Below are 23,411 nucleotides of genomic sequence, written 5' to 3'. Positions count from 1 at the left end.
TGGACCCGCGTACAGGAGCAGACGCGTGAACCGCCCCGGCCGAAGGCCCCGCTATCGCGGTGGCAGGACGCCTTACCCGCCAACGCGGGCGTGGAAGACCAGGCAGCGTCCTGCCGACGTCGATCGCGGACGCGGGTTCACCAATGGACACTGAGAGGACACGGGCATGACCGAAGTAGCGACCGAAACGACGGAGTTCGACGTCCCGCCACTGCGGCGGCTGCGGTACTTCCACGGGCAGCTGCTGTCCGCGCGGGACTTCCAGCGGGAACAGGCGTACTTCCGCGAAAAGCTGAAGCTGCGCATGCGATGCCTGCTCGGCTACGGCGTGGTGTGCGGGCTGTACGTGGAACCGGTGACCCGTCACGACGAACCCGCGACCGAGGCCGATGGGCCACCGGAGTCCGAAGAAGACGCAGCGGACGCAGCGGACGGAGCGGATTCCCAGCACCGCAAGGCGAAGGTCCGCATCACGCCAGGGCTCGGCGTCGACTGCGACGGTAACGAGGTGGTCGTCCGCGGCGGCTGCGTGATCGACCTGTGGGAGGCGCTGCCCGAGGACGAACGCGACACCGACACCGTGTGGATCGGCGTCGAGTACCACGAGCGGGCCGTCGAGCCGACCAGGACCGTCTACAACAGCAGCTGCGCGGACAGTTCCGACTGCGAGTTCGGCTGGACGGACGAGAGCCACGTCGTGCGGGTCACGAGCAAACGGCCGCCGAAGGACGAGCGCTGCGAGACCTGCTGTTCCCGCTGTACGTACAAGGTGTTGTGGCTGGCCAGGATCGACGGTCTCCGCCGGCACGAGCCGCTCCGCCCTCGTCAGATCCACCAGAACATCCGCCGCCCGTTCGGCACGCGGGTGCCGACCGTGATCACCGGCGTCAACTGGATCCACGGCCACACCTACACGATCGACGAAGCCAAGGAACTGCTCGGCACGCAGAAGGACACCGGCGGGCTGGTCGTCCGGTTCTCCGGCGACATCCGGGTCGACACCCTGAAACCCGGGGTAATGGACATCCAGGTGATCGAGGGCGGCGCGGGCCGCAACGCCGACACCTGGTTCATGGGCGGGAAGTTCGAGGAACCCGGCGAGACCGCCGAGGAGTACACCCAGCAGCTCCGCTTCCGCCAGACCACCCGCGAGACACTGCAGGACGGCGACCGCGTGATGGTCACCGTCCGCGCGGCGTTCATCCTCGACCGCTGCTGCCGTCCCGTCGACGGGACCAACGTCGGCGGCAAGGTCCCGTACCTCGGACGGGGGCGCGAGGAAGCGGACGACGAGGCCGAAACCGAGACGCGCGGCGGCTGTGTCCTGCCGCCGTCCGGCATCGGCCCGTGGACCTCGGGCACCGGCGCGGGCGGCGACGTCTTCGAGAGCTGGTTCTTCGTCACGGAGGAGCGTTCATGACAACATCGACGAAGGCCGACTGTGGCTGCGGGTGCGGCGGCGCGTCCCGGCGGCCATCCGCGTTCGTGCGCCCGCGGTTCTTCGCGGGCCAGCTGCTCACCGAGGACGACCTGGGCCTGCTGGTCGAGTACACGACCGGGAAAACGCGGTTGCACAACAGGACGGTGTACGGGCCGGGGGTCGTCTGCGGCTTCGAGGTCGGCTGCGACCCCTGTGGCGGCGGCACCGTCACCGTCCACGCCGGCCACGCGCTCGACTGCTGCGGCAACGACATCGTGTTGTCCTGCAAGGAGAAGGTCGACGTGGCCGCGCTCGTGCGGGAACAGCGGGTCAGTTCTCTCGGCGTCGACTGCGGGGACGGCTGCGACGACGGGGAGCGCCGCTACGGGCTCTACGTCCGGTACGAGGAGACGCCGGTCGATCCGGTCGCTCCCTACGCCACCGAGGAACCGTGCCCGAGTCCCGGTTGCCTGCCGTCCCGCATCCGGGAGGGACTCCGGTTCGTCGTCAAAGGCGACGACACCGGGGATCACCGCTACAACCCGGGAACGCGGCTGCTCGCGAGCATCGGCCCGCTCCCGAAATACCAGCCGGTCCGGGCCAGGAGCACGAGGTTCGAGCTGTACCTGGACGCGATGGTCACCGCGCGGGCGCTCGGCACGCGGCCGATCCGGTTCGGCCCCGCCGACGCGCAGCGGTACCGGACCAGTCTCGACCTGCTGCGGCAGAGCGGGGAAGGCGTCCCGGCGCCCGACGCCGCGGCCGCGATGACCGAGCAGGTCCGGGCGCTGGCGAGCGCCATCGCCCGGTTCGACACTCACGACGCCGCAGGCCGGGAGAAGATCCTGCGGGAATTCGGCGAGCAACTCGGCGACATCGCCGCGGCCCGCAAGGTGCTCGGCACCGTCTGCACACGACTGGCAGGCGCCGATCCGGCGCAGGTGTGGCGCGACGAGATGCGGCGCTCCATCGGGGTCGCCGTGATCACCGAGACCAACGCCCACGTCGTCCCGGACCCGCCCGGCACGGACGCGCCGCTGGAGATCCGCCTGATCGCGCAGGGCACCCCCATCAGCGACGCGTTGCAGGTCGAGTTCCGCGAGGACCTCGTCCGGATCCGCGAGTGGCTCCTTGGCCGGTTGGAACGGGCACCGGGGGTCGCGGACTGCACGCTGCGCGATCTGGTGCGTGCCACCCCGCTCCCGCAACTGCTGCCCGCGCCGGGACCGGACAGCGACCGGCGGCTCACCAGTACCGAGCTGGCGCAGATCGAGGAGGCCGCGGCGAAGCTGACCGCCGCGCTGACCAGGTTCGTCACCGACGCGGCGTGCGCGTCGCTCAACCCGCCCTGCACCGACTGCACCGACACCGACGTGCTGCTCGCCCACTTGGAACTGGACGACTGCGATGTCGTGCGGGTGTGCTCCGCGACCCGCGAACAGGTGCTGCCGGGCGGCTCGGCGTACGGGGAATGGCTGCCGAAGCTCTATCCGCTGCGCGAACTCGCCGATCGCCTGTGCTGCGCGCCCGTCGCCGTCTACCGGCCACCGGAGTTGCCGACCGGTGACCCGGTGCCGCGACCCTACGTGCCGGGGTTGCTCGACGAGTGGCGGCGAACCGGCGATCTCGAGGAGATGTGGAAGATCCTGCTCCGGCCCGCGCCGGGTGAGACCCCGCCGAAGGAGTTGCACGAACAGGTCTACACGGTGCCGAGCGAGGTCACCGACAGCCTGCACGAGCTGAGCGCGCTGCGGGCGCAGGTCCGGGAACTGAGCGACGTCGTCGAGACCCTGCACGCGCAGCTGGACACCGCGCGCGACCAGGTCGGCGAGGTGCGCGAGCGGCTGCCGGAACGGCTCGGCGAACGCCTGGAGGAACTGGAAAGCACACCCGATGAAGAGACAGCGGAGCAGACGGAGACAACGAAGCCTGCGGCCCGGCGGCCGCGGTCGTCGTCGAGCCGGACGCAGAAGCCCAAGCCGGGTGATTCGGCATGACCGTCCCCGTGCGCCCCGCGTTCCACGAAGGCCAGGTGCTCGGCGCCGCGGACCTCGCGGCGACAGTGGAACACGCGCGTGCCGCCGCCGCGCGGCACGCCCGCCTCCTGCACGACTGGGGCATCGCCGACGGACTCGGCCTGACCGAGGAGAACCGGACCGATCCGGCAGGCGGCGCGCGCTTCGTCGAGGTGACCGTCGGTGCCGGGATGGCGATCGACGGGACCGGCAGGGAGATCGTCGTCCCGGCACCGGTCGTGCTGGCCGAAGCCGACTTCGCCGCCGTGAACGGTGCCGATCAGCCCACCACCGAGCCTTATCCGGTGTTCCTCACCGCGGCGGAACGGACACCGCGCACCGGGGGGCTCGCGTCGTGCGGCGTGAACGGCGAGCCGACCAGGGTGGAGGAGTCCCACCAGATCCTCTTCGGCAGACTGGGTGACGAGCTGCTTGTCGCCGAGCAGCGTCCACCGGCGGTGGACGACCCGCCTGCCGACCCGCCGTCCCGATGGCTGGTCCTCCTCGGCTTCGTCCAGTGGACCGACGGTCATTTCACCGACGTGCGGCCGGCCGCACGCGGTGTCGAGGTGCGGTACGCGGGCGTCCAGGCGGACACCGTATCCGCCCGGTCCGGCGAACTCACCTTGCGGACCCGGCCGTCCGTCCAAGAAGGACAACCCGCGCTGGTGCTCTCCGGTGAAGACCCGCCGAGCCTGGTCTTCGGGCTGTACCAGGGAAACGGTGCGGTCAGCCCGCTGATGACGGTCGCCGCGAACGGGAACCTGACCGTCGAGGGCAGCTTCTCCGGTCGTATCTCGGCCGGGAGCGTACTCGCCACCTCCGGCACGGCCACCGACGGGATGCTGCTGCCGTTGCCGTCGGGGGTGAGCCCGGAGGAAGTCGCCGACGGCCGCGTGCTCGTGCACGTGTACGTGACCCCGAGGATTCCGCCCTCGGCGACCGAAACCGCACTGCAGGTCCCGGCGGAGTCCACAGTGGACATAGAGCGCCGGGTGCGGTGCAGGATGCGTCTCTTCGACCCCACGGCGAGCCCGCCCGAGGTGTTCGACCAGCCCGGCGCGGTCGACTTCCTCGTACTGGCGACGGTCGCGGCCACGAACGGAGGTGGCTGACATGACGCTTTCCGTGGTGTACGTGCCCGACACCGGCCACGTCGTCGGCGCGGTCGGCGTGACCGGTACGCCGGCGCCTGTCGAGGTGAGCGCGCTCATCGGCCCGGCGCTGCCGCTGCGCGTGACGCTCGGCGCCGGGAAGACGGCGGTTCTCACGCTCCGCGACCGGCAACTCACGGCTCTCGCGGCCGACGACGAACCCGGCGCGTTCACCGACCCGTTGGCCTTCGGAGTAGAGCAAGTCGAGGGCCCTGGCTCGGTGATGGTGGCGAAGCCGGCCCTGCGGCAGCTCAGGCCGTGGATCGACAAGTTCGCCTTCGACGCCGTCGGGCTCACCGTCACGGTGCCGTCCGCCGACAACACGCGCGACACTCCGGTGATGGCGCTGGTGTCGGACGGAGCGGAGACCAGGGTGCTGGCGGGGGCGATCGCCGAGGGCCAGAAGTCCGTCACGCTGCCGGTGTCCGTCGACAGTGGACCGCACGGCGTGCTGGTGCTGGTCGCCGGCTGGGCGGGACGGCTGGAGGCGGTGACGAAACCGTGACCACCCCCATCGCGGACGGCATCATCGTGCACCGGTGTGTGGTGCACGTGGTCCGGCGCGGTGGGTGGAGCTGGGGACCCGACCCGCGGAGCCTCGTGCGGCAGGCGATGGAGGCGTTGCCGGAGCTGCTGGCCGAGCAGTTCGCGGAGCACCTGGCCGAAGACGGTCCGGACGTGGAGATCACCGAGCCCGTCCGCGTCACCGTCCGGCTGGGCGGGCGGAGCCACGACAGACCGGCTTTCGTCTCCGCACGCACCGGCGTCGCCGTCCAGCCTGCCGTGATCGAGCCCGCCGGGTCCACGGGACTGGAGGATGAGCCCGCCGTGGCAACGGTTCCGGTCCGCGACGTGGCGGCACTGTTCGCCGAACTCGCCGAACGCGAGGAACTGGCGCCTTTGCTGGCCTTGCTTCCGGATCCGGTGTTCGTCGCCTACGCGGCCGCCGCCCTGCTGGAGGACGGGCAGCGAGAGACGGACGGCACGGTCTTCGAGGCGATCGTCGCGGAGCTGGCGCGACGAACAGCGGTCGCGCCGGAGCCACCGGAGGCACTGGAGCCGACGCGGGCCGAGCTCCGGCGACTCCTGCGTTCGCCGGCCGAGCCGGATCCGGGGACGACGGCCGACCGCTCGGACACCGACTTGCCCACGACCGTCGCCGTCGCACTTCCCGGCTCGGTGACGGCGGGGGAGACGCGGGTGTGCGGCGCGCTGCCGTTCCTGCTCGCCGGCCCGCTGGCCCGGACCGGTTACCTCGACGCGCTCGGGCCCGCGCTCGCCGGGGCGGACCTGCTCGGCGAGGCGCCGCTGTTCGCCGCGGCACTGGCCTACAAAGTGCTCGGCACCCCGGAACGCGGCTGGCGCCGGACGCCGGCGGACCACGCCACCGCCGCCGCGTTCGCGGGACTCGAGTCCGTACCCGATCTGGGGGTCTTCGCCCGGCGGGTGCGTCAGGCGCTGCCGGTACTGGACGGTGTGCTGGCGCTGAGTGTGTGCCGCGGTCACGACCCGGCCGAGCCGCTCGTGATCGCGGGAGTGGACGGCGGCCTGCTGCTGGTCGACGCGCGGGGCATGTTCCCGATCGCGTGGACGCGGGACGTCGCGGGCCTGCTGCCGCACTGGGTGGCTTGCGGCCGTCCGGCGGTGGCCGTATGCGACAGCCCGCTGCCGGTGGACTGCCTGCGGGACCTCGTGTCGGCCGGCGTGGCGTTCGTGACCGACGTGCGCCCGCTGCGCGGTGACCCGGTGACCCGTCTGCCCTGGCGGAGTCCACTATGGACATCGGGTGGCGCGGGCCCGGGGCTCGCCGCCGCACTGCCCGCGTACGCCGATCGCGTCGCCGAACTGGCGGGCGAGCTGTTCACCGCGCGCCGGGCAGTGCTCCGTGACAACGGTGACACACTGGACCGCGGCGTGGCGCTGGCCGCGTCCGTCGCTTTGGGCATGATCGGCTGGATGCTGTGGCGGGACAGGGAAACGACCGATCCGGTGGCGGCGCTCACGCGCTTCGCCGACCTCGAGGCGACCGTCCGATACGGCGCCGGCGCGGTGCAGGTCCGGCTCCCGCTGGGCCGCCGTCACGCGGACCTGCTGCGGCATGGCGCGCTCACCGACGTCCACGACGTGGTCTGGCTCGATGGCCGGACCCTGACCTTTTCCGGGGGCTGACATGGGGGGACTGGCGATCGAACACCTTCGCGTCCGCTTGGCGGATCTGCACCAGGCGCTGCGGGCGGCCGTCGACGGCCAGACGCGCGAGGCCGCCGCGCTCACCCGTCCCGACCTGACCCCGTTCTGCGTCACCGACGACCAGGTCGGCGCGCTGCTGGGCCGGGTCGACGCGTTCACCGAGGCGATGACCGAGCCGCCGGAGGCGCTTGACGGGGACTCGGAGTCCGAGCAGCACCTGCGCCGTCTCGCCGCGGCGCGCGGGGCCACCCTGCCGCTGGACGCGCTCGCCACGCGGTTCGGCCTGACCCGGCAGGACCAGGACGCGCTGCTGCTGGTGGCGATCCCGGAACTGGACGTGGCGTACGAGCGGATCTACGCCTACATCGTCGACAACCTGAACCGCCGCGCCCCGAGCGTGGAACTGCTGGTCACCGTTGGCGCCAGGACGCCGGCGTCCCGGCTGGCGCTGCGCCGGAGACTCGGCGCGTCGGGAACGCTGCGCCGGTCCGGTCTGCTGCGGGGCGAGCCGCAGGAACTGGCGCTGGGGGAGGGCGTCTTCGAGTTCCTGATGGGCTGGGGCGGCGACGTCGGACTACTGGGCCACGACCCGGGCGAGGTGCCGCGACCGGACTCGCGGGTACCACCCCCGTACCTGTCGTCGGACCGCCTGATGCGGCTTGGTGAGGCGCTGGGCGCGGGCGACGTCGACCTGGTCGGCCTGTGGGGCTGCCCACCGGACAGTCAGCTCGACGCCGCACAGGCGCTGGCGCGCGCGGCGGGAAGGCCGTTGCGGCGCATGACCTCCGACCCGGCCGCCGACCTTCGTACGGCGGCGGCACTGAACGCGATCCTGTGGCTCGGAACCGACGATCCCGTCCACCAGGAGGACGCCCTGCTGAGGTCTCGCGTGCCGGTGTGCCTGACCGGCGTCAACCCGTGGCGGCCGCCGGCGTTGCTGGCCGCGCGCACGTATGCCGAACTGACCATCCCGGCCCCAGGCTTTCCGGAACGGCAGGAGATGTGGCGAAACGCGTTCCCGTTGCTCGACCCGGACACCGTCGCCGACTACGCGGCGCGCTACCGCATGACCGCCGGTGAACTCCGCGCCGTCGCGGCGGTCGCCGACGTCGACGCCCAGCTCACCGGCGACGACCGGATCGCGGCGCACGTCGAACCGGCGATCGCCACCGTCACCCGCGGCCGCACCAGCAGCGCCGTCCAGTCGGTGATCCCGCGCCGCACCCGCGAGGACCTGGTCCTCCCGGCGGTGCAGACACACCAGATCACCGAGATCGCGTCGGCGGCGCGCGCGTGGCCACGGATCGCCGAGTCGTGGGGCTTCGCCCGCCGCACCACGCACGGCGGCATCAAGGCGCTGTTCACCGGCGAACCCGGCACCGGGAAGACGATGACGGCCGAGGTGATCACCGGCATGCTGGGGCTGGAGCTGTTGAAGGTGGATCTGGCGCAGGTGGTGTCGAAATGGGTGGGGGAGACGGAAAAGAACATGGAGGCGGTGTTCCGACAGGCCGAGGACAGCCACGCGGTACTGCTGTTCGACGAGGCGGACGCCCTGTTCGGCAAACGCGGCGACGTGAAGCACGGCACCGACCGCTACGCCAACCTGGAAGTCGGCTACCTGCTGCAACGCCTGGAAGCGAGCGACGGTCTGGTGATACTGACCAGCAACCTCAAGGAGAACATCGATTCCGCGTTCACCCGCCGCTTCCAGTTCGTCGTCCACTTCCCGAGGCCCGGCGTCGCCGAACGCCGCCGCCTCTGGCAGCAGGCGTTCCCGCCGGAGGCCCCGCTGTCGGCCGACATCAACCTGGAAGCGCTCTGCCGCCTCGACATGACGGGCGCGGGCATCACTTCGGTGGCACGAGCGGCCGCACTGACCGCCGCCGACAGCGACAGCCCGGAGATCAGCATGCGTCACGTCGTGAAGGGCATCTCCCGCCAGTTCCAGCGCGAGGCGAGACTCTTCCGCCCATCGGAGCTGGGGTCGTATGCCGAACTACTCGCCGACAACGGGGCACGGGGTGATCGCCGATGACCGAACTGCTACCCCCGCAACACCAACCGGCCGTCCCGGTGACCGCGCGGGAACTCCGCATCGCCGCCGCGTCGGACCGCGGCAAGAAGCCGCTGGTGCTCGTGCCGGCGGTGGTGGGCAACGCCCAGGCCGCGAAGACCGCGATGGACTCACAGTCGAAGACGGTCCCTTCCCACGTGGCATCGACGTTCGCCGCTGGCCAGGACCGGGTGGGGAACGCAGCGGTCGCCGGGGCGGCGATCCGGACCATCCCGATGGCTGTACCGAAGAAGGAAAGCACTCCGGGGCGATGAGGCGCCCGGTCAGGCGACCTGGCGCAGCAGTTCCTCGATGATCGTGACGTACTGGTTCGCAACCTGGACATCCTCGTCGTCCAGTCCGCCACCGCTGTGGCCGGCTGTCCGGCGCCTTTCCCATCTCACCCAGTCTGCGTTCGCCACGTGGTGCTTGAGGAGTGCGGCCAGAAGCGAGTCACCGCGGGGCGTGATCGGATCCTCCTGATCAGCCGAGAAGTCGATGCCGAAGATGGTCGACCGGCCGACCTCGAGTTCGCTGCGCCGATAGCAGAGGATTTGGTTGGCGAGACCTTGCTCGTCGTCTGTGCCTTCGTCCTCGCCGAGGCACCAGCCCAGTGGCACGAGGTCCGGATCGCGGGCCAGGACCTTCCCGTCGAGACTGTCCATCGGAGCGTCGGTCTGGAGTGGCCCGCCACGGTCAAGTGGCCGGGCAAGCATCCATGGCCGCACGGTGTACTGAAACATCAGCTTCGGCGCCGCGTCGGCGACGATGAAGAACTCGCTCGGGAACCCGACGCCGTAACATTCGCGAATGACCTCGCGCGGGCTGTGTCCGGCCTCGTAGAGAGCAAGGGCCAGGCGAGCCATCGAGGGATAGTCGCCGCGAGCCGCGTCCACGCGGAGCTTGTCGAGCTGTTCTTCGGTTATGACCCACCGCCTCCGCCCTGGTTCTGCTCGCCCGTGATCCGGTCGAGCAGGCGATGCAGCCGGTCCCACAGGCTCTTGAGCTCGTTGGCGGTCATCGCGTTGATGATCCGGTCTGCGATCTCCTCCGCCAGCCGGATCGTGTCGGTCATCTCCCGCGGACTTCCCTCCTCGACCGCGGTGCCCGCGATCCTATCCGCTTCCGCGTGGAGCTTGTTCAGAATCCGCTGGACCTCCGGGCTGCCGGCCGTGAGGCGTGGCTTGTCGGTCATGAGCAGGACGGCGTCCTCGACGTGGTTGAAGATGGCCTTTCGTAACTTGCTCTGGAATTCGTTTCTGGCACGTTTGTCCAGTGCCCGAAGTACGGGGTTGGCCAGGGTTAGCTCCCGCGCGAGGTTCATGGCGCTGGCCATGGTCTGCGATTGGACTATCAGCGCGTAGGCGCGGTGAGCGACCCGGACCTTGCGCTCGATCACCTGGCCGTCCACGTAGTCACGCATCCGTCGCCGTGAGGCCGCTTCGACGTCGGCCGGAGTCCGTTCGAGGCCGCGGCTGATGTCCCCGGGTGCCGCGCTCGTCACCGTGCTCGTCTCGGGAAAGAACTCGATGGTGAACGTGGCGCCGAAGACCTCGATCAGCTTGTTGCGCAGGAACCGGCCCTCGGCGTGGCCGATGCCGTACAGCGATCCCTGAACCTTGAGCAGCCCCTTGACTCGGGCTTCGTCGAAGATGCCATCGAGGTGGCTCCTGTCCAGCGCCTTGATCAGCATGTTCGGTTCGGTCGGGTAGAGCATCCGGGGGTGCAACTGCCCGATCGCGACCCGGATCGCGCGGTCCACCTCGTTGGACCAAAGAGTGAGCTGCCGCTTGCGCCTGGCGTCGCCCCGCTTCCACTTGAACCCGCCGAAGCGGTAGCCGCCGATCACCATCGTCGGGTGGTGCTCCACGTCTTCGAGGATCTGTGCGTATGCGGCTGCCACTCCCATCATGTTCTTGGCGACCACACCGGTGTCGGCGTCCTGTCCCATGATGTGCACGACCTCGTTGACCTTCGCGAGGGCGCGGGCCGCCCGCTCGACGTAGGGGGACGCGAGCACTTCCTGGCGGAACAGGCCGTACGGCAGGGCTTCCTTGTCCCGCAGCTCCGTTCCCGCTTCCTGCTTCTCCGCCTGCTGTGCCAGCGCGGGCTTCTCTCTCTTCAGCTTGTTGTACTTCCTGCGCACCTCGGAGAAACGGGCCGGCTTCTGCGTCTTCTTGTTGAACCACTTGGGGGTCCAGACGAACCCGAAGAGCGCCATCAGGAGGTCGGGCCTCTTGTCGATGGCCGCGATGGCCGAGGTGATGGCGCCCTTGCCCTTGTTCGCGTCGAGACGTTCGAGGGAGTTGATGCCGATTACGACGGCGATCCGGGCCGAGGGCATGTCCTCGGTGCCTGCCGCCCACGCCTTCGTGAGGTATCGCACGGCCATGTCCGGCTTCTTCTGTACCTCTGGTGGGATCGTCGCGATGGTGACGACGAAGCCGGTGCGTTGGTCGAGCCCTTCCATCGGGATGATGTTCGGGTTCAGCTGCACAAAGGAGCCCTCGCGCCGCTTGATCGTGAACGCGCCCTCGGCCTTCATAAGCTCGTAAGGGAAGTCGTCGAGCGTCAGTTCGACCTGCGGTGTCTCCTCCGACGGGTTGATGGATACCCGGATCGAGTAGTCGTCCTCGCCGCGCTTCCTCAGCTTGATCGAGGTGAGCCGGTGCCGCCGTTTGATGTCAGGAAGCCCAGCCTGCACGAACTTCGGCGTCGCCTCCTCCGCCCGCAACAGGCGCGTCGCGTCGCGGATCGCGGCGTCGAGCGCGCGTGCCTTGGCCTTGTCCGAACGCTTGTCGCGGCGCGGGGTCTTACGGCGGCCGGGCCGTCGTTCGGGCCCGCGCCGGTCGGGGTGGCGGCGTGGCCTGCGCGGGTCGCGGTCCCGATCAGGCCTGGGCTTCTTCCGCTTGCCGGACTTCGCCTTGAGCTTGGCCCACAGCTTCTTCAGCAGGCCCGTGATCTTGTCGATCACCCAGTCGATGGCCCGGTTCACCGGACGGGCGAGCTGCTGGAAGATCTGCTTGACCTTGCCCGCGATGCCGCCGATGCCGAGGATCGCGGCCAGCGCGCCGATCAGGACCGGGATCGACTTGGCCAGCGCGCGTTCCACCAGTGCGGGGACGCCGCCGGTGCCGCCGCGGGCGATCGCGATCACCGCGTCGAGGACCGTGTTGACGAACTCGATGATCTGGCGGCCCTGGGTGACGATGAACCGGATGATGTCGATGATCATCTTGCAGGCGCGGATGAACGCCGACGCGGGATTGAACAGCGACACGATCCACGTGATGCCGGCGATGATGATGGTCGGCAGCAGGTAGGACACCAGCTTGCCGATCAGGTCCTTCTTCAGGTCCCCGACACGGGACTTCAGATCGGACCACAACCCCGGGATGCCGCGTTTCTTGGCCGCCACGACGATCGGGATCGCGTCGGCGCCCGCTTCGGCCGCGGTCATGGCGCGCGGATCGACCTTGCGGGCCAGTCGCTCGCGGAGGTTGGGCCACGACAGCCCGAGCAGACCGGCGATCAGCACCAGGATGCCCAGCACGTCGAACGTGGTCGGCAGCTGAAGACCCGCGGCGACACCGGTGCCGAGCAGCCACGCCAGCACACCCTGCTGCAGGTGCCGTCCCGCGTTCTTCATGAACAGCTTCAGGCCGCCGCCCACGCCGGTGACCAGGTTGCCGAGGAAGCCGATCGGGTCCTTGAGGATCGCGCCGATCGCGGTCGCCGCCTTGCGCAGGACGCCCAGCAACAGCCGTCCGAGTTCCTTGATGGTGTTGATGGCGCCGGCGATCGCGCTGGCCGCCTTCGACACCAGGCCCTTGTTCTTCTCCTTCTCCGCCGCGATCTCCTCGTCGACAGCCTTGACCGCGTCGGTGTACTTCGTGGCGAGAGTGTCGACGAGCGCGGTGCCCTTGTCGTTGACCGAGTCCTTGAGCTCGTCGAACTGGCCGTCGAACTCGCCCGCCGCCTCGCGGCCGATCGCCCGCAGGTCCTTGGGGAGCTTCTCTACGGCGTCCTTGAGTTCCTTGCGGCCGTCGGCGATCCGGTCCTTGGCCTTGCGCAGTTCGCGTTCGACGGTGTCGGCGATGTTGTTGATGACACCGTTCATCGCGGTCAGGTAGTTGTCCTTCGCACGGATGTAGATCTGGTTCGCTTCTTCGGGGAGGTCGGCGAACAGATCCTTGACCCAGCGGCCCTTCCCGAGAAGTCCGCTGTAGCGCTTGCGTTTGTACTCGCGCATGCCGTCGGTGTGCTCTTGGGTGAACCTGTCCCTGGCACGCTTCTCCTCGGTGCCGAACTGCTCGTCGACGGTCTTGTCCAGCTCGGAGAGGATCTTCTCGACATCGCACTTGGTCTTGTCGAAGACTTTCTGCAGGAGCGCCGTGACCTGGGTCCGTTTGTCCTGGTCCTGCTCCTTGTAGCCGGTTTTGCCGGTGGTGAGGTCGTCGCCGGTGCGCTTGCGCCGCGTGTGAATGGCGTTCATGGCGGCCGCGCCCTTGACCGCCGCCGAAGCTTTGACCTTGTTGACCTCCCGCGCCTCGCCCGCACGCAACTCGCCGGGGGCGGTGGCGGAATGGGCGTCCATCGCCTTCTTGTCCTTGACCGCTTTGTCGAATCCGGGTTCGCGTGCGTTCTTGAACGACAGCTGCTGCTCGGTCACGCCCGCCGCGTCCAGTTGCCCCTCGATCTTCGCCGGCCCCGCCGACATGTCCGTCACCGACGGCGGCAGCGTGCCGGGTGCCGCCTGCGCGGCGTTCGGGGCACCCGGTTTGGCCGGCATCTTGTCCGGCGCGAGGGGCACGACCGCCTTCGCGTCCGGTGCCGGTTCGGGCGTGGCCGCGGTCGTGTCCGCGATGTCCCGTGCCGAGTCCTCCTTGCCCGTGTCGACCTCGCCCTTGACTTCCGCCTTGACCTCGTCGGCCTTGCCGGAGTCGCCGAACTTGTCCGCCTCGTCGAGGTTCTTGGGCGCCCGCTTCGCGATCGCGTCCTGAACCGCCTTCACGAACGCGGCCTTGTCGAACTCCTTGGGCTGCGCGGCGTTCATGTCCTCGGCGTGCGCCGCCTTGCCACGCGCTTCCCGGTCGTCGGCAGGCGGCACCGACGCGTCCTGTGCCGCGCCTGCCTCCGACGCCGCAGGCGGGTGACTCGATCCGATCCGCCGTTTCTTCGCGCGGACGTCCTGTTTCAGCGCTTGGAACTTCGGGTCTGCTCCTGGTGACCGGGGACCCGTCTCGTTCTTCTTCGCTTCCTTGTCCCTTGGCTCCGCCTTCTCCTTGCCCTTCAGCGCCTTCGGGTCAGGGGCCGGCGCGGGTGGTGCCTTCGTTTTCGGAGGAGTGGGCTTCGGTTTCCTGACCGGTGTTCGCGGTGCTTTCGCGGGAGTGGCGGCTGCCTGGGAAGCGACCGCCTGGTTGCCGACCAGCTCCTGGCCTGCCAGCAACAGCCGGCCCGCCCACGGCCCTGGCTCCGCGCCGCGCGGCACGTTCTTCAGCGCGGAGGCGGCCGCGTTCCCGAGTTGTAGCCGCGCTGCCAGAACACTCGCGGAACCAGGGACCATCGCCGTGCCGCCCGAGGGGATCCGCGGGCGTGCGACATCCACCTCAGGCGACAACGCGGTCGTCGGCGCCGCGGGCGCGACTGTGCGCGTCTTCACGGGTACAGGCATCCGACGCGGCCTCTCTTGTCGGCTGGCTGGAGCGCACCAAAACGATCGCACTCGACGCGTTGTCCCCGCGCGATCCACCCGTCACCGTGGCGTCACCACGCGATCGGCGACCAGGTTGTGATCCCGCTCGGAATTACCGCACTCTGCTCGGCGGTGCGCCCGCAGCCGTTCTACTCAGGCTGCGCTCACGATCAATTCGTCATCGCGGCGACGGTGTTGTTTCCGGCGATCTGCGGAGCCGCCCGGATCCGATTTCCGAGAAATCCACCTGGAGAACACTGGATTTCGAAAAGAACGTGAGTAATGCCGTGGGGGAGCTGGTCAGGAGGCGTTGCGACCGGCCTCACCTCTCTGGATAATGAGAAAGTCAAGCACCGGTCAAGGAAAAGCCGACGAGCTGACACCGGTGCGGCAAACCGCCTCCGGCGAAACGGCCCTGCGTGAATGGCTGAATGAAAACAGGATGAGCGTTGTGTCGTCGGATGAGGACGTCGTCGCGAGCTGTCCGCCACCGGTGCCGACCATCCGCTTTCTCCCGACCCTCTGACAGGAGAAGGAACCGCAGATGAAATCGCCACAAGACGATCTGCAGCGGCTCGCGTACACCGACGCGCGGGAATCCGAGTGGAGCCGCGCGGCCGAGCTCCTCGAGGGCGCGGTCTTCCACCTTCCCGGCGACCCGGACGCGCCTCCGATCCGGACGCCGGAGGAATGGGACGCCGAGGGGTGGGATTCCGGCAGGCTGCCGCCGAAGACGGTGGCCGAAGCCCGGGCGGCGCTCGTCAGACGGATCGCAGCTCCGGACGCGCCGGACACCGAAGCGGTTGCCGGCGCTTACGACGAGCTGGAGGACTGACGGATGTACGTTCCCTGGCTCGCTGATGCGGCACGCAGCACCGGCTACCCCGTCGTCGAGATCGCGGGCTGGCGCGCCCGCGGCCACGGCGGCATGCGTCGCGTCGAAGGCGTCGTGGGCCACCACACCGCTACTTCGGCGGCCGCGCCCGGCGACTACCCGAGCCTCGGCATCGTCACCAACGGCCGTTCCGACCTTGCCGGCCCGCTCGCCAACTACGGTCTCGGCCGCAACGGCACGATCTACGTGATCGCGGCCGGATGCGCGTACCACGCCGGCGCTTCCCGCTGGGCCGGGTTCATCGACCTCAACGACGAATTCCTCGGTATCGAAGCGGAAAGCGCCGGAACGGGCGTCTGGACACCGGCGCAGCTGGACTGCTACCCGAGGCTGACCGGTGCGGTCTTGCGCTACATGTCCCGAGGCACCGACCGGTACGCCGGGCACAAGGACGTCTGCGTGCCCGTCGGCAGGAAACCCGACCCTGTCGGGATCGACAGCGCCTGGATGCGCCATCACGCGGCCAACCCTTTACCTATCCCCACGAACGGAGAGGACGAAGACATGAGCAGCGACGTCGGTGAGGCCACGGGGGACGAGTGGGGGGAACTGCACGTCCCCGTCAACGGGCACCGCTATCTGAGGATCTCCTCCGCCTTCGGCCGGACTGTCACCCTCGACGGCATCAGTCTCGTCGACGACACCCCAGCCGGAGCCGGCTCCAACGGGAAAACCGTCCAGGCCGGCGGAAGGATCGCCTCGGACCGGCCGGGCCCATGGGACCTCGCGAAGACCGATCCGAACTACGTCAACTACAGCCACCTCGTCATCCGGTATCGGTCGACGGGCAAGGTCAAGGCATGGGTCAACGATCGTCCCTGAAGGAAGTGGTCACCACGATCTGATCCGCGCACTCGGCGATTCCGGTGGATTCATCGCGTTGTCAGGGCCTGCCGATCGATGTCAGGAACTTTTGCTGATCGTCGAGGTAGCCCGCGGCGAACAGTGAGCGCGGCGCGGCGATCGCGAGGAATGTGCTCTTGAGTTCCGAGTCCTCGATGTCCTTGGGGACGATGTTGTGGGTGGCGTCCGCGTAGCGCTTGACCTCGAGCCGGCCCGGCCCGGTGACGAATTTCCGGTACCCGGCCTCGGTGTCGTCGCTGTCGACGTGGATGTCGCGCCCGCCGAGGATCAGCAGCACCGGTACTCGGACGGCGGCCAGGTCTTCGGACGCGTCGGAGGTGTGGTTGCGGCGGTTGAAGGCCCAGCGGTCCGGGGACAGGCCGGTGACATCGCCGCCCGCGGCCCGGTACTGCTCGAAGGTCTCGCTGTTTTGCAGGGCACGCAGGTTCGCGTCGCTCTTGGCGACCGCGGCGGCGACCTCTTCGGCTGGTGCGTTGCGGTCTCGCATTCCGGCGAGCAGGTCGTAGCGCCCTTGCCGGAGCCAGTTGATCGCGGGCCCCACGGCGATGATGAAGCGGACGTCGGGCGACTGCCGGGCGGCTTTGGGCATGACCCAGCCCGCCTGGCTGGCGCCCCACAGGCCGATCCGCTGAGGGTCGATGCCAGGCTGGGTCTTGGCCCAGGCGATCGCGGTGAGGGTCTCGTCGGCGCGGTCCTGCATGCTCTGGTTCAGCCAGTTGCCGGGCGCACTGTCGATGCCGGGCTTGTCCCACGACAGGGTCGCGTAGCCGGCCTTGGCCATTGCCTCCCAGATCGGCCGGTAGAAGGTGTCGTGGGTGGCGTTGGCCGGCCCGTCCCCGTGGACGAACACGACCAGACCGTGCGGGCCCTTTCCTTCGGCCGGTCGGGCGAGGACCCCATTCAATGGTTGCGCTCCGCCGGTGATCGTCACCCGCTCCTCGGCGAGGTCGTAATCGTTCTGGTAGATGATCCAGCCACCGGCGCCGACCATCAGCAGCATCACCGACACCAACGACACCCAGAGCCACTTGCGCCTGCGCACCCGTTCACCAATCTATCGAAATTGAAACGACCGACTTGTATGCGATAGCTAGCGCACCGTAGCATGAACCTATCGATACGTGTACGACCGGTGATCAAGTGATAGTTTTCGGGTGCGGTGAGAAAGGGGCCATGGCATGGCGGCGGAGGAGACGGACACCGGCAGCGGGCCGGTGACGCTGCGGCGGAGCGTTCCCGCCGGAGCCGAGCGGCGGGCGGCCGAGCTGTGCTGGGGCGCCTTCGGCCGCAAACTCGGCCCGGCGCTGAACCCGCCGGATAAGGCGGTGCCCTTCCTCGCCGCCCGCCTTGACACCGATCGCGCGGTGTGCGCGTTCGCCGGAGGAGAGCTGGTCGCTTTCGCGGAGTATCAGCTCGGCGGCCAGAAACCCGCCAAGGGGGCGGTCATCGCCGTGCTGCGCACCTATGGGTGGATACGCGGGCTGTACCGGCTTGCGCTACTCGCCCTGTTCGAAAACCGCCCGAAACGAGGGCGGCTTGTGGTGGCCGGCATCGCCGTGGATCCAGGCTCTCGCGGCCACGGTATCGGCAGTCTGCTCGTCGAGGAATTGGCCGCCATCGCGGCCGAGCGGGGCTGCCGGGAGATCAGGCTGGACGTGATCGACACCAACCCGCGTGCCAAGGCCCTGTATGAACGGCTCGGCTTCGCGACGGTAAGAACCACACGCACGCCCTATCTGCGTAGGCTGCTGGGATTCGGTGCGGTGACGACCATGTGCCGCGGCGTCGCGCCGAAAGGATTGCCGGCACAGTGACCGATCACGTCGAGGTTCCCACTCGCATGCTCGTGCACGCGCTCGTCCGGGAGGACGGCACGGTCGACGCGGACGAGCTGTACACCGTCGCCGCGACCCTCGGTATGAGCGATCAGCAGGTACGGCTGTGCATCAAACGTCTCGTGGCCGAGGGCGCTTTCACGCACCAGGGCCGCGGCCGCAAGGCGCTGCTGCACGCCACCGCGGACACCACGGACGCGTTCGGCCCCACCGCGGAGTTTCTGCGCCACGCGTTCCGTCAGGACGCCGGGCTCGAGCCCTGGGACGGAGTCTGGCATTTGGCCGCCTTCGCGGTGCCCGAATCCGCGCGCAAGGCCCGGGACGCCCTGCGCGACACTCTTGTACACCTCGGCGGCGCTTCCCTCCAAAATGGACTGTACGTCAGCGCCAATGCCTGGGAGCCCTACGTCGAAGAGGCAGCGGGCAGGCTCGGCGTCCTGGACACGCTTTCCCTTCTGAGCACAACGGATCTGCGCAAGGGCGATACCCGAGACCCGGTCGAACTCGCCCGTCGTCTTTGGCCTCAGCGAGAAATCGCGGACCGGTATCACCGCCTCGGCCGCATAGCCGAGTCCCGCCTCGGACGACTCACCGGTCCCGTCGAGCTCTCCTCTGCCGAGCTCGTCACGACGGCCGTCGAACTGGCGGCCGAACTCACCCGCGCTATGGAACCCGACCCGCTGCTGCCACCTCAATTCCTGCCCCGGCCCTGGGCTGGAGCCCAGGCCCGCGAGCTCGTCGCCCGATGCTGGGCGGCGCTGTACGAACAGGACCACGGCGAGGCCATGCCAACCATCTTTCCCCGCTACGCCGACATCGCGCGGGAAGCGGCGGCGACACACCGCGGCGGCTGAGGCCGGCTCACCGGGTTCGCACGGACCGGACCGCTGCACATACACCACAGCATTTGCGAAGACGTCCGTCAGATCACCCGGAAGTCCGGTCAGCCGGCCCGATTGCTCATTGCCTACGGCGTCGCGATACTGGCAGGCTCAGCCGCTGTTTCACCACTTTGCCCATCTGGTTGCGCGGTAGTTCGTCGAGGAACACGACCTCGCGTGGCCGTTTATGCCGGGACAGGCGGTGGGCGACGTGATCGATGAGGGCTTGGCCGTCACGATCGGGACTGATCACGAAGGCGATGATCTTCTGGCCGAGGTCGGGGTCCGGGACTCCGACCACCGCGACGTCGACGACCGAGGGGTGGTCCATCAGTGCTGCCTCGATCTCGCCCGCCCCGATGCGGTACCCGCCGGACTTGATCAGGTCGGTGGACTCGCGTCCGACGATCCGGTGGAAGCCACCGGGATCGCGTACGGCCAGGTCGCCGGTACGGAACCAGCCGTCATCGGTCCAGGCTTCCGCGGTGGCGTCCGGTCGGCCGAGGTAGCCGCTGAACAGCATCGGGCCGCGGACCTGGAGCGCGCCGACGGTTCGGCCGTCGTCCGGGACCGGACCCGCGTCGTCCTCCGAAGGTGACATCAAACGAGTCTCGGCACCGGGAATCGGTAGTCCGACCCAGCCGGCGCGCCGTTCGCCGGACGCCCGCGCGCTCACCGTGATCATGGTTTCGGTCATGCCGTAACGCTCGACCGGCGACTGCCCGGTCAGTTCCGCGATGGCTTCGAACAAGGGGGACGGCAAGGGCGCGCTCCCGGATACCAGCAGCCGGGCCTTGCGCAGGGCATGCGCCGACCGAGGGTCCTGCGCTATCCGGTTCCACACGGTCGGGACGCCGAAGTACATGGTGCCGCCGGTAGCTGCGTACCGCTCGGGCCGCGGGGCCACCGTGTGCACGACACGGGATCCCCGCCGCAGCGAGCCGAGCACACCCAGAACGAGGCCATGGACGTGGAACAGTGGCAGACCGTGTACGACGGTGTCGTCCGGAGTCCAGTCCCATGCGGTGAACAGGCCATCCAGTCCGGCGGCGATCGCGGCGCCGGACAGCTGGACGCCCTTCGGCGCACCTGTCGTCCCGGAGGTGTATACGAGCATCGCCGTTCGCTCCGGATCGACGGCTCGCGGCGCGATCGGGGTTCGGCCGGGAGTGATCGTCGGCAGATCGACGCACTGCGGGAGGTCGCCCGACCAGGCCGTCGCACCCGAGTCGCGGATCATGTGGGACAGCTCCGCGGGACCGGAGTCCGGGGGGACCGGCACCACCGGTACACCGGCGAGTAGACAGCCGGTCACGGCGACGACTGTGTCCATCGTCGGCGTCGCCAGGACCGCGATCGGCCCAGTGCCGGGGATCGCGGCCGCGAACCGGCCGGCCCGATCGACCAGCTCGGACCTCGACAGTGCTTCGTCCCCGACGACGACGGCGCGCTCAAGGTCCTGTCCTGAAACAAGCGAGGTGAGTAACAACGGGATCTCCGGCTTCTTTTCTTGGGGTGGTCAGAGCGCCATCGCGGGCAACACGAGCACGCCGACGAGGACGACCGGCCCGACCACGACCATGGTGAGGCCGTATCTGGTCAGCAATGCGGTCATGCGGGGCCGTGCTTCGGGATCGACGGTGGTCGCGACCAGCGCCGCACCCACCGTCGAGAAGGGGGAAATGTCCACAATGGAGGAACAGAGGGCCAGCGCGCAGATCAGCGCCCAGCCCGGCAGATCCCCGTGCTGAACAAGGGGGATGGCGAGCGGGACCAGGGCGGCGAGGATGCCGGTCGTGGAGGCGAAGGCCGACACCAGACCGCTTACCGCGCAGATCACGAGTGCGGCGAAGATCGGCGCGCTCGGACCGGCGGCGAGGTCGCCGAGGAGGTCGATGGCGCCGATCTTCTGCAGGACACCGACGTAGGTGATGATTCCGCCCACCAGCAGCACGGTCGACCAGTCGATCTCCTTGAGCGCCGTCCTGCCGCTCTCAGGGTCGATCAGCGCGAGGACCGCGCCGAACCCGAAGGCGAGCACGCCGACGTCGGGCCGGCTGTCCCGCACCGCGAGTACGACGACCACGGCGAGCAGACCCAGCACGGCAAAGGCGGTGATGACGTGGATTGTCCGCAGCGGCGCGATCCTGCCCGGGTCACCGGTCTCGGCCATGTCGATGGCCTCGTTGCCGTCCGAGGGCAGGGGGCGCCGTTCGCCTCGGACGGCGAACATCAGGTAGGCCGCCCCGAGCAGGAGCAGGTTCACGCCGATCGCGACGGCGAACAGGACGAGCGGGTCGAGTTCGATACCTGCCGAATCGGCGGTGCCCCAGGTGACGATGCCGAACAGGGAAGTCGGAGCGAACCCGCCGGCCGACAACCCCGTGCCGATCGCGAGCGCCATCAACATCGGGTCGATCCCGCGCCGGTGTGCCACCGACATGCCGATCGGGGCCATCACCAAGCCGCCGAGCGGGGAACCCATCGCCGAGATCAGCCCGGTGAGGACGAAGAAGGCCACGGGCAGCGCTCCGGTCCGGCCTCGGGCGAAGACCAGTGCCCGGTCGACGAGTTGTTCGATCGTGCCGTTGGACTTGGCGATCCCGAAGAAGAACGTCACCCCGACCAGCAGGATCAGGATGTCGATGGGATAGCCGCCGACGATGTCGTCGAGTGGCACACCTGCGAGCAGCCCCATCGCCGCGGCGGCGGCGAACATCGCGATGCCGATATGCGTGCGGCGGATCTCGGCGATCACGAACACGGCCGCGAATATCGTCAACGCCACGATCTGCACGGTCATGTGCGCACCTCCGTTGGTGTACCACCACCCGATCGGTCCACTGTGTGGCACAATGGTGCGCTATGTGGACCGCTGGCGGCTACCGTAGGACGGACACGCAAGGAGGGTCAAGCGGATGACGACGAACAGCGTTCTCTCGGCGATCAAAGTGCTGGAGGCGGTGGGCGAGTCGCAGCCCGTCGGCCTCTCCGAACTGGCTCGCACCGTCGGACTCCCGAAGAGCACGGTGCAGCGGACTCTGCGGACGCTCGAGGAGGTCGGGTGGTGCCGCACCGACGACGCCGCCCGCTGGCAGCTGACGTATCGGGCGTTCGCGGTCGGGAACCAGGCGCGTGACGCCGGGGGGCTGAGGGAACGCGCGTTGCCGATCCTGCACGAGCTTCAGCTCGGCACCGGAGAGACCATCCACCTGGCCGCTGCCGATGGCCGGGAACTGGTGCTTCTCGAGCGGCTCGACACCGCACATCCCCTGCGCGCGTTCCTGCCGCTGGGCTATCGCATCCCGCTCAACGCCTCCGCCACTGGGCAGGCGTATCTGGCGGCATGCACCGACCTCGAGGTCGACGCCTACCTCAAGGGTGGCGCCCTGGAAGAACGTACCCGGCGCACCATCGTCGATCCGGACGCGCTGCGTGCCCGGCTGGCGGAAATTCGGGCCCGTGGCTGGTCGCTCAACCAGGAAGGCCTCAGTGACGGCATCGTCGCCGTCGGCGCGGCGATCCTGGACGCGGACGGCCACCCGATCGGTGCCGTGTCCGTGTCCGGCCCGACCGTGCGGATGACCGAGGCGGTGTTCGACGAACACGGCCGCGCCGTCGCGGAGGCGGCACACCGGATCACCCAGGGACTCGGCGCGGCCCTGTGATCCGCGACGGGAGGTCACCTGCTTCGCCGTCTCAGACCTCGGACAGGAGGGCTTCCCGTCCGGATCACGTTGCGGCGGTTCACGGACAAGTCGCCTCAGCGTCCGGTGGCTTGGTCAGCCGCAGGCCGCCAAGGGGCAAACACTCTGGCGTCCGGGATCGTGGTCGACCCAGACCGTCATGTCCGGGCGGCTGCGCGAGCAGATCGGTTTCCGGAGGCTGATCTCTTCGACGGCCGTCGGGCAACCGTATTCGCAGTCCGAGCGTGCCGGGGGTGTGCCCAGGAAGGGACAGGAACGTCACGCTGCCGCCGCCGAAGATGTCGTGGTCATAGCCGCGGGGTACCTCGAGCCAGTCGATCCGGCCGGCGGCGGCCAGGTCTTGTTCCCGGTACATGGCGGCGTCGAGGGGCGTGGTGTGCGTGCGTAGCGGAGTTCGTCGGCGCCGATGAAGCCTTGCGCGCCGGGGAACAGGTCGAGGCCGCCGGTGTAGTCGAATTGCAGGTGTGAGAAACCCGGAACACTCCAAAGATCTGGAGCGACCGGGTTGTTACTCTGCGGTGCGGGAGATTTCCCGTGCAAGTGTGTCCGAGGGGCGAGTTGCTCACTATCCACACGGCTCCAGCTGTCCAGGTGAGGCGAGGTCGGATGGCTGGCGGCGCGTGTGCCTGCAACTGGACCCGTGACAGCATCGCGTTCCTGGTCATCGCCGCCGCTGACTGGCCTCATGGTGGGAAGCAG

General features: G+C 69.0%; 17 protein-coding genes. 12 read left to right on the top strand and 5 right to left on the bottom strand.

Annotation, left to right across the window (positions count from 1 at the left end; translation table 11 throughout):
• The first annotated feature begins 166 nt into the window (after window positions 1-166).
• The 7 genes from ACIHAO_RS32885 to ACIHAO_RS32855 are packed head-to-tail and all read left to right on the top strand — an operon-like array spanning window position 167 to window position 9,110.
• Complete coding sequence (locus ACIHAO_RS32885; protein WP_396564462.1) at window positions 167-1,420, top strand: hypothetical protein; 1,254 nt, start codon at window positions 167-169, stop codon at window positions 1,418-1,420.
• Window positions 1,417-3,417 carry a hypothetical protein gene (locus ACIHAO_RS32880; RefSeq protein WP_396564460.1) on the top strand — a complete coding sequence of 667 codons (2,001 nt, stop codon included), beginning with the start codon at window positions 1,417-1,419 and terminating at the stop codon, window positions 3,415-3,417. Before ACIHAO_RS32885 ends, ACIHAO_RS32880 begins: the two co-directional genes overlap by 4 nt.
• The gene (locus tag ACIHAO_RS32875; RefSeq protein WP_396564458.1) at window positions 3,414-4,550 is read left to right on the top strand and encodes a hypothetical protein; all 1,137 of its coding nucleotides are present in this window, start codon (window positions 3,414-3,416) and stop codon (window positions 4,548-4,550) included. Before ACIHAO_RS32880 ends, ACIHAO_RS32875 begins: the two co-directional genes overlap by 4 nt.
• Window position 4,551: 1 nt before the next feature.
• Window positions 4,552-5,094, top strand: a complete 543-nt coding sequence (locus ACIHAO_RS32870) for a hypothetical protein (RefSeq protein ID WP_396564456.1) — start codon at window positions 4,552-4,554, stop codon at window positions 5,092-5,094.
• A complete protein-coding gene (locus ACIHAO_RS32865; protein ID WP_396564454.1) occupies window positions 5,091-6,758 on the top strand; it encodes a hypothetical protein in 1,668 nt (555 codons plus the stop codon). The genes ACIHAO_RS32870 and ACIHAO_RS32865 overlap by 4 nt, the downstream gene beginning before the upstream one ends.
• A gap of 1 nt (window position 6,759) precedes the next feature.
• Window positions 6,760-8,817 (top strand): ATP-binding protein, encoded by a 2,058-nt coding sequence (locus ACIHAO_RS32860; RefSeq protein ID WP_396564452.1) that lies wholly within the window; start codon window positions 6,760-6,762, stop codon window positions 8,815-8,817.
• Complete coding sequence (locus tag ACIHAO_RS32855) at window positions 8,814-9,110, top strand: hypothetical protein (RefSeq protein ID WP_396564450.1); 297 nt, start codon at window positions 8,814-8,816, stop codon at window positions 9,108-9,110. The genes ACIHAO_RS32860 and ACIHAO_RS32855 overlap by 4 nt, the downstream gene beginning before the upstream one ends.
• Window positions 9,111-9,119: 9 nt before the next feature.
• Here the strand turns inward: ACIHAO_RS32855 and ACIHAO_RS32850 are convergent, their stop codons facing one another.
• Both ACIHAO_RS32850 and ACIHAO_RS32845 read right to left on the bottom strand, forming a co-directional pair.
• Window positions 9,120-9,731 carry a hypothetical protein gene (locus ACIHAO_RS32850; RefSeq protein ID WP_396564448.1) on the bottom strand — a complete coding sequence of 204 codons (612 nt, stop codon included), beginning with the start codon at window positions 9,729-9,731 and terminating at the stop codon, window positions 9,120-9,122.
• Window positions 9,732-9,757: 26 nt separating this feature from the next.
• Complete coding sequence (locus ACIHAO_RS32845) at window positions 9,758-14,497, bottom strand: hypothetical protein (RefSeq protein ID WP_396564446.1); 4,740 nt, start codon at window positions 14,495-14,497, stop codon at window positions 9,758-9,760.
• 577 nt (window positions 14,498-15,074) lie between these two features.
• Between ACIHAO_RS32845 and ACIHAO_RS32840 the strand changes: the two genes are divergently transcribed.
• Complete coding sequence (locus ACIHAO_RS32840; protein WP_396564444.1) at window positions 15,075-15,365, top strand: hypothetical protein; 291 nt, start codon at window positions 15,075-15,077, stop codon at window positions 15,363-15,365.
• A 3-nt stretch (window positions 15,366-15,368) separates the two neighbouring features.
• Window positions 15,369-16,247, top strand: a complete 879-nt coding sequence (locus tag ACIHAO_RS32835) for an N-acetylmuramoyl-L-alanine amidase (RefSeq protein ID WP_396564442.1) — start codon at window positions 15,369-15,371, stop codon at window positions 16,245-16,247.
• A 61-nt stretch (window positions 16,248-16,308) separates the two neighbouring features.
• On the opposite strand, the gene ACIHAO_RS32830 is transcribed toward ACIHAO_RS32835, so the two are convergent.
• Window positions 16,309-17,331, bottom strand: a complete 1,023-nt coding sequence (locus ACIHAO_RS32830) for an alpha/beta hydrolase family protein (protein ID WP_396564440.1) — start codon at window positions 17,329-17,331, stop codon at window positions 16,309-16,311.
• A gap of 136 nt (window positions 17,332-17,467) precedes the next feature.
• Between ACIHAO_RS32830 and ACIHAO_RS32825 the strand changes: the two genes are divergently transcribed.
• The gene (locus tag ACIHAO_RS32825) at window positions 17,468-18,103 is read left to right on the top strand and encodes a GNAT family N-acetyltransferase (protein WP_396564438.1); all 636 of its coding nucleotides are present in this window, start codon (window positions 17,468-17,470) and stop codon (window positions 18,101-18,103) included.
• Window positions 18,100-18,978: a PaaX family transcriptional regulator C-terminal domain-containing protein gene (locus ACIHAO_RS32820; protein ID WP_396564436.1), complete on the top strand. Its 879-nt coding sequence runs from the start codon at window positions 18,100-18,102 to the stop codon at window positions 18,976-18,978. The genes ACIHAO_RS32825 and ACIHAO_RS32820 overlap by 4 nt, the downstream gene beginning before the upstream one ends.
• A 106-nt stretch (window positions 18,979-19,084) precedes the next feature.
• Here ACIHAO_RS32820 and ACIHAO_RS32815 read toward each other — a convergent pair whose 3' ends face one another.
• Entirely contained in the window at window positions 19,085-20,494 is a 1,410-nt protein-coding gene (locus ACIHAO_RS32815) for an acyl-CoA synthetase (RefSeq protein WP_396564434.1), read from the bottom strand.
• A gap of 30 nt (window positions 20,495-20,524) precedes the next feature.
• The gene (locus ACIHAO_RS32810) at window positions 20,525-21,808 is read right to left on the bottom strand and encodes an SLC13 family permease (RefSeq protein ID WP_396564432.1); all 1,284 of its coding nucleotides are present in this window, start codon (window positions 21,806-21,808) and stop codon (window positions 20,525-20,527) included.
• A 115-nt stretch (window positions 21,809-21,923) separates the two neighbouring features.
• On the opposite strand from ACIHAO_RS32810, the gene ACIHAO_RS32805 reads away from it, so the two are divergent.
• Window positions 21,924-22,673, top strand: a complete 750-nt coding sequence (locus tag ACIHAO_RS32805; RefSeq protein WP_396564430.1) for an IclR family transcriptional regulator — start codon at window positions 21,924-21,926, stop codon at window positions 22,671-22,673.
• The last annotated feature ends 738 nt before the right edge of the window (window positions 22,674-23,411 follow it).

Origin of the sequence: Amycolatopsis sp. NPDC052450, from assembly GCF_044547565.1 — a bacterium.
Lineage (GTDB): Bacteria > Actinomycetota > Actinomycetes > Mycobacteriales > Pseudonocardiaceae > Amycolatopsis.
This window is presented reverse-complemented; position numbering and strand designations above follow the sequence as displayed.

Coding starts and splice junctions, on each gene's coding strand:
- ACIHAO_RS32885 (WP_396564462.1), top strand. CDS start 167: ATGACCGAAGTAGCGACCGAAACGACGGAGTTCGACGTCCCGCCACTG.
- ACIHAO_RS32880 (WP_396564460.1), top strand. CDS start 1,417: ATGACAACATCGACGAAGGCCGACTGTGGCTGCGGGTGCGGCGGCGCG.
- ACIHAO_RS32875 (WP_396564458.1), top strand. CDS start 3,414: ATGACCGTCCCCGTGCGCCCCGCGTTCCACGAAGGCCAGGTGCTCGGC.
- ACIHAO_RS32870 (WP_396564456.1), top strand. CDS start 4,552: ATGACGCTTTCCGTGGTGTACGTGCCCGACACCGGCCACGTCGTCGGC.
- ACIHAO_RS32860 (WP_396564452.1), top strand. CDS start 6,760: ATGGGGGGACTGGCGATCGAACACCTTCGCGTCCGCTTGGCGGATCTG.
- ACIHAO_RS32855 (WP_396564450.1), top strand. CDS start 8,814: ATGACCGAACTGCTACCCCCGCAACACCAACCGGCCGTCCCGGTGACC.
- ACIHAO_RS32840 (WP_396564444.1), top strand. CDS start 15,075: ATGAAATCGCCACAAGACGATCTGCAGCGGCTCGCGTACACCGACGCG.
- ACIHAO_RS32835 (WP_396564442.1), top strand. CDS start 15,369: ATGTACGTTCCCTGGCTCGCTGATGCGGCACGCAGCACCGGCTACCCC.
- ACIHAO_RS32825 (WP_396564438.1), top strand. CDS start 17,468: ATGGCGGCGGAGGAGACGGACACCGGCAGCGGGCCGGTGACGCTGCGG.
- ACIHAO_RS32810 (WP_396564432.1), bottom strand. CDS start 21,808: ATGACCGTGCAGATCGTGGCGTTGACGATATTCGCGGCCGTGTTCGTG.
- ACIHAO_RS32805 (WP_396564430.1), top strand. CDS start 21,924: ATGACGACGAACAGCGTTCTCTCGGCGATCAAAGTGCTGGAGGCGGTG.